This is a genomic window from Brevibacillus sp. NRRL NRS-603, from assembly GCF_003013445.1.
GTDB lineage: Bacteria > Bacillota > Bacilli > Brevibacillales > Brevibacillaceae > Brevibacillus > Brevibacillus formosus.
In genome coordinates this window covers 375,160-389,451 of the sequence record NZ_PXZN01000016.1, presented here as the reverse complement: position 1 = coordinate 389,451, position 14,292 = coordinate 375,160, and the positions used below count along the sequence as shown (strand labels likewise).

10 protein-coding genes are annotated in these 14,292 nt (G+C 49.4%); all 10 read right to left on the bottom strand.

The window, feature by feature from the left end; all coding sequences use genetic code 11:
* Window positions 1-14: 14 nt before the first annotated feature.
* Complete coding sequence (locus tag C7R94_RS17075; protein ID WP_106783132.1) at window positions 15-1,376, bottom strand: TolB-like translocation protein; 1,362 nt, start codon at window positions 1,374-1,376, stop codon at window positions 15-17.
* A 97-nt stretch (window positions 1,377-1,473) separates the two neighbouring features.
* Window positions 1,474-1,875, bottom strand: coding sequence for a VOC family protein (locus C7R94_RS17070; protein ID WP_106783130.1), 402 nt, complete (start codon window positions 1,873-1,875; stop codon window positions 1,474-1,476).
* A gap of 20 nt (window positions 1,876-1,895) precedes the next feature.
* Window positions 1,896-2,825 (bottom strand): RluA family pseudouridine synthase, encoded by a 930-nt coding sequence (locus C7R94_RS17065; protein WP_106783128.1) that lies wholly within the window; start codon window positions 2,823-2,825, stop codon window positions 1,896-1,898.
* Between the two features lie 45 nt (window positions 2,826-2,870).
* Window positions 2,871-3,320: a signal peptidase II gene (gene lspA, locus C7R94_RS17060; RefSeq protein WP_106783125.1), complete on the bottom strand. Its 450-nt coding sequence runs from the start codon at window positions 3,318-3,320 to the stop codon at window positions 2,871-2,873.
* Window positions 3,321-3,397: 77 nt separating this feature from the next.
* Entirely contained in the window at window positions 3,398-4,039 is a 642-nt protein-coding gene (locus tag C7R94_RS17055; protein ID WP_047068278.1) for a serine/threonine-protein kinase, read from the bottom strand.
* Window positions 4,040-4,893: 854 nt separating this feature from the next.
* Window positions 4,894-6,318 (bottom strand): phosphoglucomutase/phosphomannomutase family protein, encoded by a 1,425-nt coding sequence (locus tag C7R94_RS17045; RefSeq protein WP_106783121.1) that lies wholly within the window; start codon window positions 6,316-6,318, stop codon window positions 4,894-4,896.
* 19 nt (window positions 6,319-6,337) lie between these two features.
* Complete coding sequence (locus C7R94_RS17040) at window positions 6,338-8,299, bottom strand: glycoside hydrolase family 15 protein (RefSeq protein WP_106783118.1); 1,962 nt, start codon at window positions 8,297-8,299, stop codon at window positions 6,338-6,340.
* A gap of 18 nt (window positions 8,300-8,317) precedes the next feature.
* Window positions 8,318-10,723 (bottom strand): sugar phosphate nucleotidyltransferase, encoded by a 2,406-nt coding sequence (locus tag C7R94_RS17035; RefSeq protein WP_106783116.1) that lies wholly within the window; start codon window positions 10,721-10,723, stop codon window positions 8,318-8,320.
* A gap of 30 nt (window positions 10,724-10,753) precedes the next feature.
* Window positions 10,754-13,591 (bottom strand): 1,4-alpha-glucan branching protein domain-containing protein, encoded by a 2,838-nt coding sequence (locus C7R94_RS17030; RefSeq protein ID WP_106783113.1) that lies wholly within the window; start codon window positions 13,589-13,591, stop codon window positions 10,754-10,756.
* Window positions 13,592-13,601: 10 nt separating this feature from the next.
* Complete coding sequence (locus C7R94_RS17025; RefSeq protein ID WP_106783111.1) at window positions 13,602-14,222, bottom strand: DUF4912 domain-containing protein; 621 nt, start codon at window positions 14,220-14,222, stop codon at window positions 13,602-13,604.
* Between the last annotated feature and the right edge of the window lie 70 nt (window positions 14,223-14,292).

Genomic DNA, 14,292 nt, shown 5'->3' with positions numbered 1-14,292 from the left:
CCGAAAAAGTCTAACTATTCCCAATAGACGCTGACCCACGGTGGCAAGTAGTTCGCATAATAACCAATGTCCCCCGTAATGTCTTTGATCAGCTCGACTTGTTTGTCCGCATCCTCACCAATTCCTTGGATAAACAGGGAGCCGTGCTCCGCTCGATCCAACCGCAAGAAAAGCAGCTGTTTTCCATCTGGAGACGGCGCAGGATAGTAGTCGGCTGTATTCGCTTCCCCTTTTGTCACCTGCTGCTCAGCTCCATCTGCGGAGCGCCGCCAGATGCCTTGTTCCGGTACCATGACCTTCTTTGGGTCGTATGAATACTCTGTCGCCAAGCCTCTGGTGAAAAGCAGCGTGTACGGAGCTTTTGGAATCCATATCGGGTAAGTGTCTACCACCACAGGACCAGGGCTGACTGTTTTGACCTTTCCTGCTCGATCCGCCAGCTTCAACTGCTTGTTACTCGTGGCGATTCGGTCAGTTCCATCAACAAAAGCGAGCTGTTCGCTATTTGGTGTCCAGGCAAGCCAATCAGGATAAGCCAATCCTGTACCGAGCTCTACTGGCTTTTTGGCAGGCTGTGTCAAATCAAACCATTGAATCGGTACGCCATCAGCAGACAAGGAGCCGGAGTTATACCGGACAAAGTAGGCCACAGCCTTCCCATCCGGGGATACTTTTAAGCCTGTCGCTGCCCATGGGTAGATGCCTTCTTCCACTTTTGGCGGTTCTGCAATCGGGTAGGCAGCCAACGTTTTACCTGCTAACGTGCGCAAGGCCAGCGTCATCGGCTTATTTTTTTCGGCAGGTAGTGAGACAAGCATATTTTCCCCATCCGGCATCCAGGCAAAATCTGCGAAATCAGCCTTTGTTGTACTTTGCAAAGCTAACTCTCCGTGCTCTTGGACTTCTTTTACAGTCAGCAATAATCTTGGCGCTTCATTACTGCCGACATTCACGGTGTACGCTAACTTGTTTACTTTCGGGGACCATTTTGGCGTTTCAAAAACCGCTCGCTCGTCTACCTGCACAGCTTTGCTGCCGTCAGCTCTGACGATCCACACATAGCCTGGTGTCGAGTAATTGTCGTTGCCTTTGTATTTCACGAACAGGAGCCACTTGCCATCTGGCGACCAGCCCACGATCTGTGCATAGCCGTCCTTGGTGATTTGCATTACCTTTCCTGTCGCATCCCGTCCATCTGCCAAAAACAAATGCTGGTTACTCGTAAATGCAATTTTTGCCGGAATGCTTATTTCCTTGTTCACTCGCTCTGGCCCTTGGCTTTGGGCTGCCACCTTTGCTTCACCGGTTTCTGTGACAAGTACAGCCAAAAGGACAAAAAGGCTGATCAGCTTCCCCCATTTTCCGATCACAGGCATTCACTCCTTACACGCTCTATTAAATGATGAAAAACGCCAGAAGAAAGTAATAAGCTCTCTACTAGCGTTTTCCAATCCAACTGCCATTATGTAAGTGTCATAGGAAGACTGGCTGCAACAACAAAAAACGATTGCCATACAGATCCTCGAAAACAACCTCAATGCCATACATCACTTCATTTGGTTCACTCACAAACTTCACGCCACGTTGACGCAGTGTTTCGTATGTGGACCAAAAATCATTCGTCTCCCAAACCCACATTGGATTTTTGCCGACCTGACGAAGCATTTCCTGTGCAACGTCTTCCCTATGCCAATGAGTAGGATCATGCAATACAATCTCTAGCTCCTGCCCAGGAAGACCGACAGTGAGCCAACGAGAGCCATCATCCATACGAGAATCCATGCGTTTTTCAAACCCGAGTTTTTCCGTGTAAAACCGCAATGCCTCTTCACAGTCGTGAACGTACAGCGTCACATGCGCTAATCTTTTTAGCACGGCTATTCCTCCTGTTCTCTTTACGCTTGTCTGAGAACATCGATGACGTCAAGCATTTCCTTCGGCATTGGCGCTTCGAACTCGAGCTGCTCTCCTGTACGGGGATGGATGAAGCCCAAAGTTTTCGCATGCAGAGCCTGTCCATCGAGCTCCAATGTATTTTTCGGACCGTATTTCGGGTCGCCCGCCAGTGGATAGCCAATGTACTTCATGTGTACGCGAATTTGATGGGTGCGTCCTGTTTCGAGTTTCAATTCCACCAACGTGTACTCTTTGAAGCGTTCCAGAACGATAAAATGCGTAACAGCTGGCTTGCTGTTTTCAAAAACGACCGCCATTTGCTGGCGATTTTTTGGATCGCGCCCGATTGGTGCTTCAATCGTTCCCATTTCATGCGGGATGACACCATGAACAATCGCGACATACTTCCGATTGACCGTGTGTGCTTTCAATTGTTCAGCCAAACCCATGTGTGCCTTGTCGTTTTTGGCTACCATCAACAGGCCGGATGTATCCTTGTCTATACGATGGACAATTCCCGGACGCAAAACGCCATTGATTCCGGACAAATCCTTGCAATGTGCCAAAAGCCCATTGACGAGTGTCCCACTGTAATGACCAGGAGCAGGATGCACGACGAGACCACGTGGTTTATTCACGACCACCACATCGCTATCCTCGTATACAATATCAAGCGACATCTCTTCTGGCTGGATCGCCATTTCTTTTGGCGGCGGAACGCGGAGGGTCACTTCATCCTCTGCCTGTAGCTTGTAGTTGTTTTTGATCGGTTCACCATTTACAGTGACACGGCCTTCCTTTACCCAAGCCTGCACCTGTGAACGGGACCAATCTTCATTTTGCAGCGTAATAAATTTGTCGATACGCTCACTCGTATCTGCTGGGTCTACCGTCCAATCGTAACGTTCAAACAATTGCGTGTCATTCATGTATGTTCTCCACCTATCCGAGCTTTCCCACTATTATTGTCATGACTATCGGTTTTTCTTCCCATCCAGAAAAACATCGAGAAGCAAAATCCCCACACCAATTGTGATGGCCATATCAGCCACGTTAAAGATCGGGAAGTTAATCAGCGTAAAATCGAGAAAATCTACGACTTGACCGGACATCGCACGATCAATGAAATTCCCGACAGCTCCACCTAAGACAAATGACAGCGCCAACGATGCGCGAGGTTGTTTTTTTCCCAAGCGAATCAAGGAAATGACAATCCCAATTACAACGACAGTGGTAATAACAATAAAAAACCAACGTTGATTTTGCAGGATGCCAAACGCCGCTCCCATGTTTCGATGGGAGGTTAGATGAAATACGTCCGCGATCAAAGGAATGGATTCTCCCAGTTCCATATACTTCACAACCAAATACTTTGTAAACTGATCAAGCGCAATAATTACTGCCGCAATGAGATAGTACCACAATGGAATGTCCTCCTTATTCTGCTTCGACCAGCAACTGTACAAACACAATGTCAAATGATCATTTTACCAGAGACAGCCTACGTGAACAAGCGCCTTCCTTTTTTGTACAGTCGATAGCCTTTGCGTACGACTTCCAGCATCCACAATGGAATTTTCCATCCACGATCCTTGATAAATGGCAGATACACCTTGTAATACGCCTTGCGTAAATCACGCCATTTCGTGTCTGTATCGTTGACATAGTAATCCGATACGTCAATCAGATAACCACGTCCCTGATCCATTAATACGTTTTTCCCATGGACATCATGCGGAAACAAGCCCTTCCTGCGGGCCTCTTCTAGCGCTTCCTCCACGTCCTCAATCACCTGCGGAGGAATCGGAATACCAAAGCGGACACAGTCAAACAGAGGTATGCCATTCATTCGCGAAATGACCAGGTATCCTTCCCCATAATCATAACAGACGGGGAAGGAACGAGTCTCCCCAAGCTTGCGATAGACTTCGATTTCCTGTTCGGCTCCTGGTCTTCCAGGTGCGTACAGCTTGATCACTACCTTTGGATAGTCCGGGTGGGCAAATACGGCAGCATAATTGCCGGTACCGACCAGCTCCCACGGGTACGGCGTGTGGTGTACGACGACTGGATCATCTGGCGACAGACTCTCCACTTGAACTTCTTGTAAAAAAGCTTGCAATATATGCTGATCGATCCGCATCGTTTCTCATCATCTCTCATCAGTTACCGACTTCGAACTACGTTAAAACAAAATTAATGAAGGTTCATCTACTACGATCATTCAGACACTTCCTATTAAGGGGCAAAAAATCCTTTGCACTGGTCGGACCAGGAAGTCCTGTCCGATTCCAATGAAAGGATTGCATATGGACAAGAATACCTCATTTTTTTGATTTGGTAAATGGGTAGCGAATGTCCACCAATCGTACCTGTTTTTATGTAGTGTATAACGAATGATTGTATCTGATTCATGAAGTCTCTTGTACGTTGCTGTTGTGGTGGGGAGGAAACAGGAGAAAACGCTCAGATTCTAGGGCCACCCCCTGTGGGATTGACTGCACGACTCCATGCAAAAAGCGAAACCGCGTCCAAAGTAGTCCATTCAAGACGTTTTTCAGAGGTGGACGCTTAAAGGCGTGTTTCGCTTTTTGCATTGCGTCTCGGTCGGTGTCCCTAAGATCTTCGCTTTTTTCTCCTGTTTCCTCTACGAGCTTTCCGTGTTTACCCGGCTTTTTAAAGTTTTAAGAATGAAGAAATGTTATCCGTTACGCCAGAGAAGAATATTTCCAGACGTAGCGACTTGTGAAGTCCTCCCCAGCGGAGAAGGGATTCGCGGGCAAAAGAAACGCAACCGTGCCCATACTACGGAGCGGCTACCACTTTTGCGTTTCCCCGCGAATCCCTTCGGAGCGGACAGTCTCACCCCCCAGCAGGACGGAGCCTGGAGCCTAGACTGGAAATATTCTTCTCTTCACCGCAGCCACAGCCACATAACCGAAACTTACATAAAAAAAGAAGAACCTTGCACATCCATGCAGGCTCTCCCTTCTGATTTTACACATTTATCTCCAAAAACCATTCGCGAATCGCATCTTGCAGCTTTTGCAAGGCAGTCGCACTTGTTGCTTCACAATAGATGCGTACCAACGGTTCCGTGCCAGACGAACGGATCAAGACCCAATGTCCTTCCTCGAGCAACAGCTTGACCCCGTCCACTCGTTGAATCTCCAAAACCTGATAAGGACCGATTAGTGCAGGTGGCCTAGCGATCATTTGCTGTACCCATTGATCTTTTTCCGGCAATTTCATATCAATCCGCGTATGGAATAGCTCACCAAACTGTTCGTAAACGTCTCGCAGTATTTGATCGATTCCTTTGTTTTCATACGCGCACATCTCGGCAAGCAATAAATTGATGAGTACGCCGTCCTTCTCCGGGATGTGACCGAGAATACTCGCCCCGCCACTTTCCTCTCCACCAATAAGCACATCGCCTTTGCGCATTTCCTCACCGACGTACTTGAAACCGACCGGCGTCTCCACCAGCTCAAGACCATAATGCGTAGCCATCCGATCCAATAAATGCGTAGTCGCTACTGTCCTGACAATCCTTCCGGTCAAACCACGGTTTTTTCGCAAATGATAGGTTAGGAGCACGAGTGCTTCGTTTGGCGTGATGTACTGCCCGAAGCGGTCAACGACTCCGAAGCGATCCGCATCGCCGTCATTGGCAAGACCAAGAGATGCTTGGCGTTCTACGACTTCTTTTTTTAACAAATGCAAATGCTGATCGTTTGGCTCAGGCAAATCTCCTCCAAAAGCCGCATCCGGGACTTCTCGGATTCCGACGTTTTTGACCCCCACCTCTGATAAAAAACCGCTCACATAGCCCATACCAGCGCCATGCATGGCATCGACAACAACGGACAAGGAAGAGTTTTGTAAAACGTCCATGTTTATCATCCGTCTCAGATGCGCCTCGTAATGAGGACGCAGAACAATGACTTGCAGCAGCTTGCGGGCCTTTGCTTCCGCGAGCGAAATCGTGCGTACCGATTTAGTCTGGCAGGTTTCGGTGATCCACTCTTCCAGTCTTTGCGTGATCGCAGGCGTTGCAGGTCCAGCGTACTCCGGAATGTATTTGATGCCATTGTATTCGGGTGGATTGTGACTGGCCGTGATCATGATTGCGCCACTTGCTGCAAAATGCTTCACTCCAAAGGCTACGGCAGGCGTTGGCGCTGCTTCGTTCACCAAATAGGTACGAATGTCATTCGCGGTCAGGACAGCTGCAACCTCCTCCGCAAAGCGTCTGCCTAGAAACCGCGTGTCGTGACCAACCAAAACAGGCTGCTCCTGTTGTCCGATTTCTTTGGTATAGCTGGCGATGGCTTGTGCGACAATGCGGACATTCTCGACAGTAAAGCCATCTGCGATTATGTCGCGCCAACCGTCCGTACCGAAACGGATCGTTGTCATCTCCTCATCTCTCCCCTCGTTACCGCAACTCATTCACCTTCTCCAAATAACGTAAAACAGTGGCAACATAAGTAGAATGCGACCACGTCAGGGGTGCAACGGATACGGGAGCACCTGTATACGGATCGAGCTGTTCGGATAGCACGCCGCTTTGCAGGGCATGCCGTACGACCCAGGCCAGTTTGTTCTTTGGCTCTTGGAGTTCATCGAGCGATTTTGCCTTGGCAATTTCCCAATCAGCCACCCACAAGGTGCAAATGATCCATGGATTTCCCGGCACCTTCACCGTGTCATGTGATTTTTTGAAATAGTAATCCCCTTGATAGCGAGCAATTCCACCGATTGCTGTGTCTACCCGCAAACTCTTTTTGACAGCTTCCATTGTCCGCGCAACTCTCGGATCATCTACGGAAAACACATCAAGCGCAAACAATGCGAACAAGCTGCTCTCCACCGTGAAATCTTTTTCGACACTCCCATCTGCTCTTACATAAATCCCACGCAGAAAACGCCCGATTTCAGGATCGTACAGATGTTTTTCCATTGCCCCACGAATGCGCTCTGCCCCTTCTGCGTAGCGTTTGTACCGCCGATCATCTCCGAACAGCTGGGCGAAACGAGCCGCAGCCATCAAGCCTGCGAAAACCGCAGCACTGGTAAACGTAAAAATTCCCCGCCGCTCTTCCCATAAGTCGTAGCTTGGTTTTGGGAGTTGCAGCTCTGGATGGACATACTCCAGCAAAAAACGGGCCGCCGGACGAACCAGCGTGGGATAGAGCGCCTGACAATCTTCAATTTGCTTGCCGCTCTTGTATTGCTCCCAGAGCGCATACAGCACGAGCGCCGTCTCATCCTCCTGAATCGGAAGCTGAATTTCTCCGTCAACGATATACGGATGCCAACTGGAGCCGACTGACCCATCCGGATTGTACTTATGCAGCAAATAGCCGTCCTTGTTCAATGCCTCCGCGCAAAACCGGAAAAATGGTGCGACCACTCCCGTGTAGCCCGCTTTCGCCATCGCACTCGCAATCAAAGCCCCGTCTCTTGGCCACATGTAGCTGTAATGGTCGCGATTGAATTGAAGAATATCCGAGTCATTCGCAGCGAGAATCGCTCCGTTTTGATCGATTTGCGTACGCACGAGAAGCAAGCTGGTCTTGTACAGATTGACAACCTCTTCCGGAAGATCAGCAAAATCCCTCTCTTCCTTATTGACCCACCGCTGCCAGTACACCGCGATCCGACTGAGCAAACGTTCCGGATCACTTTCGAGTACATACTGGTTCAATCCTTTGACATCCTCATACGATTCACCAATGCACATCCAGTAAAAGAGCGCCTTCTCTTCTTGGGGTTGCAGGATGAGGGAAAAAGAGATCGTGCTATCTACGGAGCCTTGCGCAATCGGATTGCCTGACAAAAGACCATCCTCCGCGTCCCTCCAGGTCCCCTCCGCATAGTTGAACCGCTTGATCCCTACGCTATATTGATCGATCCCACCCGTATCCGTCTTTCCATTCGCCATGATGTACACATTGCGTTTGTAGTGATAAATCGTACGCAGGATCGGATCATAAACAGCGGTATCTCCTACCTCCGTCTCATTCAAGCTGAAATCATGATTAAAAAACAGCCTAACCTCCCGCACCTCGCTCGTCAAATTCCGAACGCACACCTTTTTCAAATAAATCGGGTCACGCTGATGCACCCCATCTGCGATTTGCAAGGAGAGGCCCAGATGTTCATGATGCGCATGAACATCTGTCACCAAAGACTCCTGTCCGTATCCGAGCTTCCGCGTCCAGCCGTCTTCATCCAGCCAGGAAAAGCGACCTTGCACCCATATCCCCAGCTTGCTAAAGTGTCCCCCGACATGATTCAGCTGACCGACATACGGAAAATAGAGATCTCGCATGTGCAGCTTGTCATCAAAATTAATCAGCAGTTTTCCATTCCCGACGACGAGCGGTCTCGGCATGCCTTCACGTCCTTTTCGTTATAGGCTGTCGATCTCTCTCTTTTCATGAAATTGATATTCGGCAATTCGCCTCGCGTAGGAAGAAGCAAGCGTAGCCGCGGTCTCCGCCGTCGCCCCTTGCGAAATCACTTTTACGTGCGAATCCTCTGAATCGGGTAAAATCAGAACCCAGCCATTCGAATCGTATACCTTGATTCCATCGACGAGCTCCAGCAGCTTGCCTTTGTTTTCTTCCATCACTCTGCGCATGACCTTCCCTTTTGCTGCCCATGGGCAAAAGACAGTCTTTTTCTCCATGTGACACGCTGGCAACAGCTCCAGCAAAACGCTTAGCGGTTTTTCCTCAGAAGCGAGATAAGAAAGAATTCTCATGAGGCTGTACACGGCATCAAACATCGGATGAAAGTGCTGTTCGCTCGATACCTCCATCATGGACCGCGGAGAGACCTTGGTGCGTACAACCTCCATTTGCAACAGCTGAGCCATATGTTCCAATTCAATCGGCGCACTCACAGGAAGGCCGATACGCCGATGTTGGCCACTGCAAGCAAGCAGTTGCAGAGCCGTGATCTGTTCGTTTGTGAGCTTCTCTCCATGCTCGGTAAACAAGACAAATTGCTCGCCATTTTTATCGAGACGAACCCCTAAATCCGCACCCTTTTTACGAATACCTTCTTGTATGGGGCAGTAATCGGCAGTAACCCCCAGTGCATGCAAGAGTGGCGCAAGAAAAGTCGGGAAAAAACGCTGTTCACAATCGATCAGCAGGTGGAAGCGCTGACGCTGGATGGACGATACATTCACCTGTTGGACCAAAGCGTGAAGATAAGCTTCTTGTACTTGATACTCGACTTGGAGTGCTCCCAACCGATTCAGGTTGCGAACATAAGTCTCTTGCCAGTAAGCATTCTCAATTTTGCGCTCCATCTCACGGGAAATCGGCAAGCCGGCATGATCAATAAATTGGATGACGATCTCTTTATCATCCACTGGCTCTGCCATATAAATATGAATGCCGCCTTTGCAAGCCAGAGAGCGGACGCCGTATCGGATCAAGGGAGAATTGCCAATCCCGAGGTCGACCGTATCAATTCCGGAAGAGCACAAGCTCGTCATGATGCTATGCTTCAATAGCTGAGCAAATGGGTGTGCGCATGCGGAGAGCGCAATTTTATCCCCCGCTTGGAGTAAATACGCATAGGCAGCAGCAAGCCTTGTAACAAATTCGGGCGTGACGTCAACATTGCCAATGCCCTTAATTCCATGCGTCCCAAACAAATTTTTAGTTTGCTTAGCACCATAGATGAGCGAGGTAGTAACAGTCGCATTTTCCCCGACTTCCTTATCCGGCCAAATTTTGATCCCTGCCTTTATCACTGACTTCGCCCCAATGAGGCACTGGTCTCCAATGACCGCCCCTTCCCCGAGTTGTACGCAATCTGCAATTCGGGTGTTGCGGCAAAGAGTCGTTCCTGTAATCTCTGTTTTTTTCCCAATGACACTGTTTTCCCAAACGATCGTCCTGGACAGCTTCGTACCGGAAGAAATCACGGTATTTTTCCCCAGAATGGAATAAGCACCAACGGCAACTCCAGCCTGCAAGTGTACATTTTCACCGATATAGACGGGGCCTTCCAAGCGGACCGATGAATCGATGCGAACATCATTTTCCAAGAAAATGCGCGGCGCGATTTCTTGTGCTTTTATTTCGAGATGTACGCGTCCATCCAGCAAATCAAACTGGGCTTGCTGATAAATCTCCAAAGAGCCAATATCAGACCAATAACCGCTTGCCTCATATCCGTACAGAGGCTTTGCTGCTTGTAAAAAAGCCGGGAAAATTTCCTTGCTGAAATCCACTTCCCGCTCTTCTTCTATATAAGACAAGACCTCTGGCTCGCAGACATATATGCCGGTATTCACCGTATCGCTAAAAACCTCTGCCCAGCTCGGCTTTTCTAAAAAACGGGTAATGCGTCCGGCTTCATCTGTCATGACAACCCCGAATTCCAGCGGTGTTTCTACGCGCGTCAAAATCAACGTAGCCAGTGCGTGATTTTGCTCATGAAAGCGTATGGCTGCCGACAAATCGATGTCTGTCAACGTATCCCCACTGATCACGACAAAGCGCTCATCGAGAAAATCCGCGCAGTTTTTCACGCTTCCCGCCGTGCCCAAAGGAATTGTTTCTTCAAAATAAACAAGCGAAACACCGTAGCGAGATCCATCGCCAAACGTATCACGGATGACATCAGGCAGATACTGGAGTGTCACTGCTATCTCAGTAATCCCATGCTTTTTCAATAGATCAATCGTGTACTCCATGCAAGGCCGGTTTAAGAGTGGCACCATTGGTTTTGGCGTGTGGCAAGTTAATGGACGTAGTCGTGTACCTTTTCCCCCAGCCATGATTACTGCCTTCATCTTCTCTTCTTCCTCCTTCATCGTTGCAATCTATGTTGTCATGCCGATTTCCGCGGGATCGCCAAGTGAACGGTATAAATCGATGGTTTGACTAGCCAGAAGTGTCCAGTTATAAAACTGTTTAACATCTTGCATTGCCGTCTGGGCCAGTTGATGCCGCTGATCAGGGTCGCGCAGTAACCAACGGAGTTGATTCGTCAAGGATTCGGGGTCGCCTGTGTACATCATGGCGCCGTTTTCGCCGTGGCGAACGATCTCTCGCAGCCCTCCCGTATCCGCAACCAGAACAGGGGTACCCAAAGCCATCGCTTCCAGCGCAACAATTCCAAAAGGCTCATACAAGCTCGGGAATACCGCCACGTCAGCCAAGGCGAACAGCTCATTTCGCCTTCCATCGTCTACGAAGCCCAAGAAACGGACTTGCTCAGTAAGTCCCATCTGATGAACCAACTGCTTCCACTCTTCTTGCATCGGTCCTCTGCCAGCAATAAGCAACCTCGCATGCGGAAACTCATCACGCAGCCTTGCTATGGCTTCCAGCAATAGGTGAACACCTTTTTCCTGGACCAAGCGGCCTACAAAAAAGAGAACAGGACCATCCCCTATCGCCAACTCCTGCCGGAGCTGCTCGCGATTTACATCCGGTAGGGGAATGAGATCGACTCCATTGTGTATGACACGTAATTGGGATGAAGGTGTTCCGAACAGGCGCATGACTTCCGACTCCATATACTTGCTGCAAACGATCATCGAGTCAGAGCTTTGTGTTAGTGTACGTTCACACTCATGAATCCTTTGCTGCAATGGTGTGTGAATGCCTTGATGCCGACCATGTTCCAAAGCATGAATCGTGCTGACGAGCGGAAGAGAGTATCTCTGTTTCAGTTCGATCGCAGCCCAGCTGACAAGCCAATCGTGAGCGTGGATGATATATGGTCGCACCCCAAGCGACCAGAGCTGGAGGGCAGCATCGACCATTGCCAAATTCAGTTGAAACACCCATGCCAAAAAGTCAGCTTGTTCAGAAGGAAGGTACGTAGGCAAACGGTGTACGTGAACCCCTTCCATCGTCTCATCTACGGAGCATGAATCTGTCGAACGTGTCAGCACATGCACCATGATTCCTTGCTGGACAAGATGTCTGGCGAGATCGTAGACAGCCCGACCAAGCCCCCCTACCACATGAGGGGGAAATTCCCATGCAAGCATCAAAACTGTTTTTGTCGAAGACTGATCTTGCGTTGCCGCTACCAATTGACGCGATACGTTCACTCTATGCGTTTGTTTAGGCAAATAGAACGTGATATCCAAGTCAGGGAAGATTGGAAAGTCAGCTTCGGCTTGTGTAATTGCCTCTTCATCCAGTTGATGCTCTCGATACATCGCCAAGAGAGCCTGCATGCGAACCAAATGGTCATGAACGCGTTGCACCGCATACCGGGTGACCGTTTGACCGTCTAAAATAAACGCCCAATCACTGCTTTGGGCGAGCATCAATTCACGTGCCGCCTGCTTGAGGCATCGTAAGGCAAGCTGATCACCTTTTTTTTCATAAAACGTAGTAATTGCTCCGATCAGTTCCCGCTCTGCTTGATGCAGATGCCTGTATATCCAGCCATTGTTTTCGTTCAGCCAGACTTCTCCGTAGCCATTTCTTCCCCACGTTGACATCGGCAAATGACCGCGATCCTGTTCTGGATACTCCTCCAAATATTCTGATGGTGTCATTAATTTCACTTCATTTGAATCACAAACCGTTTTTCGTATGAGGTCATCCAAAAATTGCGGACCCTCGAACCACCAATGACCAAACAGCTCCGCATCATAAGTGGCGACGACCAACGGCTTGCGATCCATCCAGTGACTGGCTTCCTCCACTTGACGCTCTCGGTGATACAAGAAGTGTCCCGCATGAGACGCTGCTTTTTCGCGCGCCCAGCTTGGCTCATACCAGTCTTTATCCCCTTCTTTTCCGGTGATCCGAAAGTATTTCAAACCGGTATGCACGCGAATGCCGTCAGGATGGATGTACGGCTCGATGTAGCTCATCTCCCTGTCAAATCCAATATCCCGGTAGTATTCACGATAGTCATAGTCCCCCGGATAACCATCGATCGAGCTCCATACCTGTCGGGAAGCCACTTCATCTCGGGCAAAAGCAGCCACATCATGCGGCGTAAACAAAGGAGCCAGCCCCCCTCTGCGTGGTAAAGGCGTCGCATGCGCTATCGTGTGACTGTCTACAAAGAAATACCGAAGCCCTGCCTCTTTCAGCAAACGATCCAGTCCAGGTGTATACCCGCACTCCGGCAGCCAAATTCCCTTCGGACGTCTTCCCAGAATCCGCTCGTGTGTATGGACGCCTACCTGAAGCTGAGCCCGAATCGCCTCTTCTGTTTCCACATAGGGCAAAAAGGAGTGCGTGGCTGCGCAAGTGATGAGTTCGAGGCATCCACTGTCCGCGATATGCCTAAAGGCCTTGATCAGTTGAAAATCCCACTTGCGGCAATAGGCAATGATGGTTCGAAAACGCTCCACATACATTTTGGCGATACGATTTTCTTGGGGCTGACCTGCTGTTCGTTTGACTTCCTTCCCAGCCAATTCAACGGTCTTCGCTAGATGTGTGCGAAAGCGAGTCACGATCAGATCATCATCGAGCATGGAAAGTAATGTCGGAGAAATAGCAAGGGTCATGCGAAAAGCGATGCCGTCTGAGAGGAGCTTGTCGAATACCATGAGCAAGGGAAGATAGCATTCCAGCATGGCTTCATACACCCACCGCTCTTCCAGGCGATCGTCCCGATCCCCGTGTCGGACATAAGGCAGATGGGCATGCAACACGAGGGAGAGATAACCTTTGTGCACAAATGACACCTCACTTATTTGATGTTTTGGTATACAACGAGTAGGAGGAAAAGTTCTCAAACCAGGAAGGTGTAGCTGGATCGTGGACGGGCTCAACTAGCGGTTCCCCCCAGCTAGCTTTTGAATTGCGTGGAGTCACTACCGTTTCCGAGCGTAATATCGGACAAAACCGATTGTGTTCATATAAACCAAAATCAACAATGTATGTACGTCCTGGCTCTACATCTTTCACGTACCAGGAATGAGCCTCTTCATGTACGAACACATCTCGGACGGAATGCGCATTTTTTCCATCAAATAAGCGTTCGGTCACATCATACAGACGCAAGCCCTTCTGGATGTAACGATAATCGGCTTGCAGGTACGATGCGACCATCCTCATGCGCGGCCAAGTGATTTCCCAATAGACGAATAACACAGTCGGTCCTTGTGCCATGACTTTGACAATGTCCCGACCATAAAACGCAGGCAATTGCCATTCCAATTCCGTTGTTGCGGGAGGTGGTGCCTCTGGCTTCGCACGGTCTTTTTGCAGGCGATACTTAACTTGACCGATCGTTAAGCCGCACTCTTTGGCAATTTGTGCAATGGACATGGATCGTGAACGCAGTTCGAGAATTTTTTCCAGCATCTTCTAGCACTCTCCTCCGCCAACTTCGCCTTTCTGTGATTTCCCAATGTCAATCATAGCTAATGCTGCT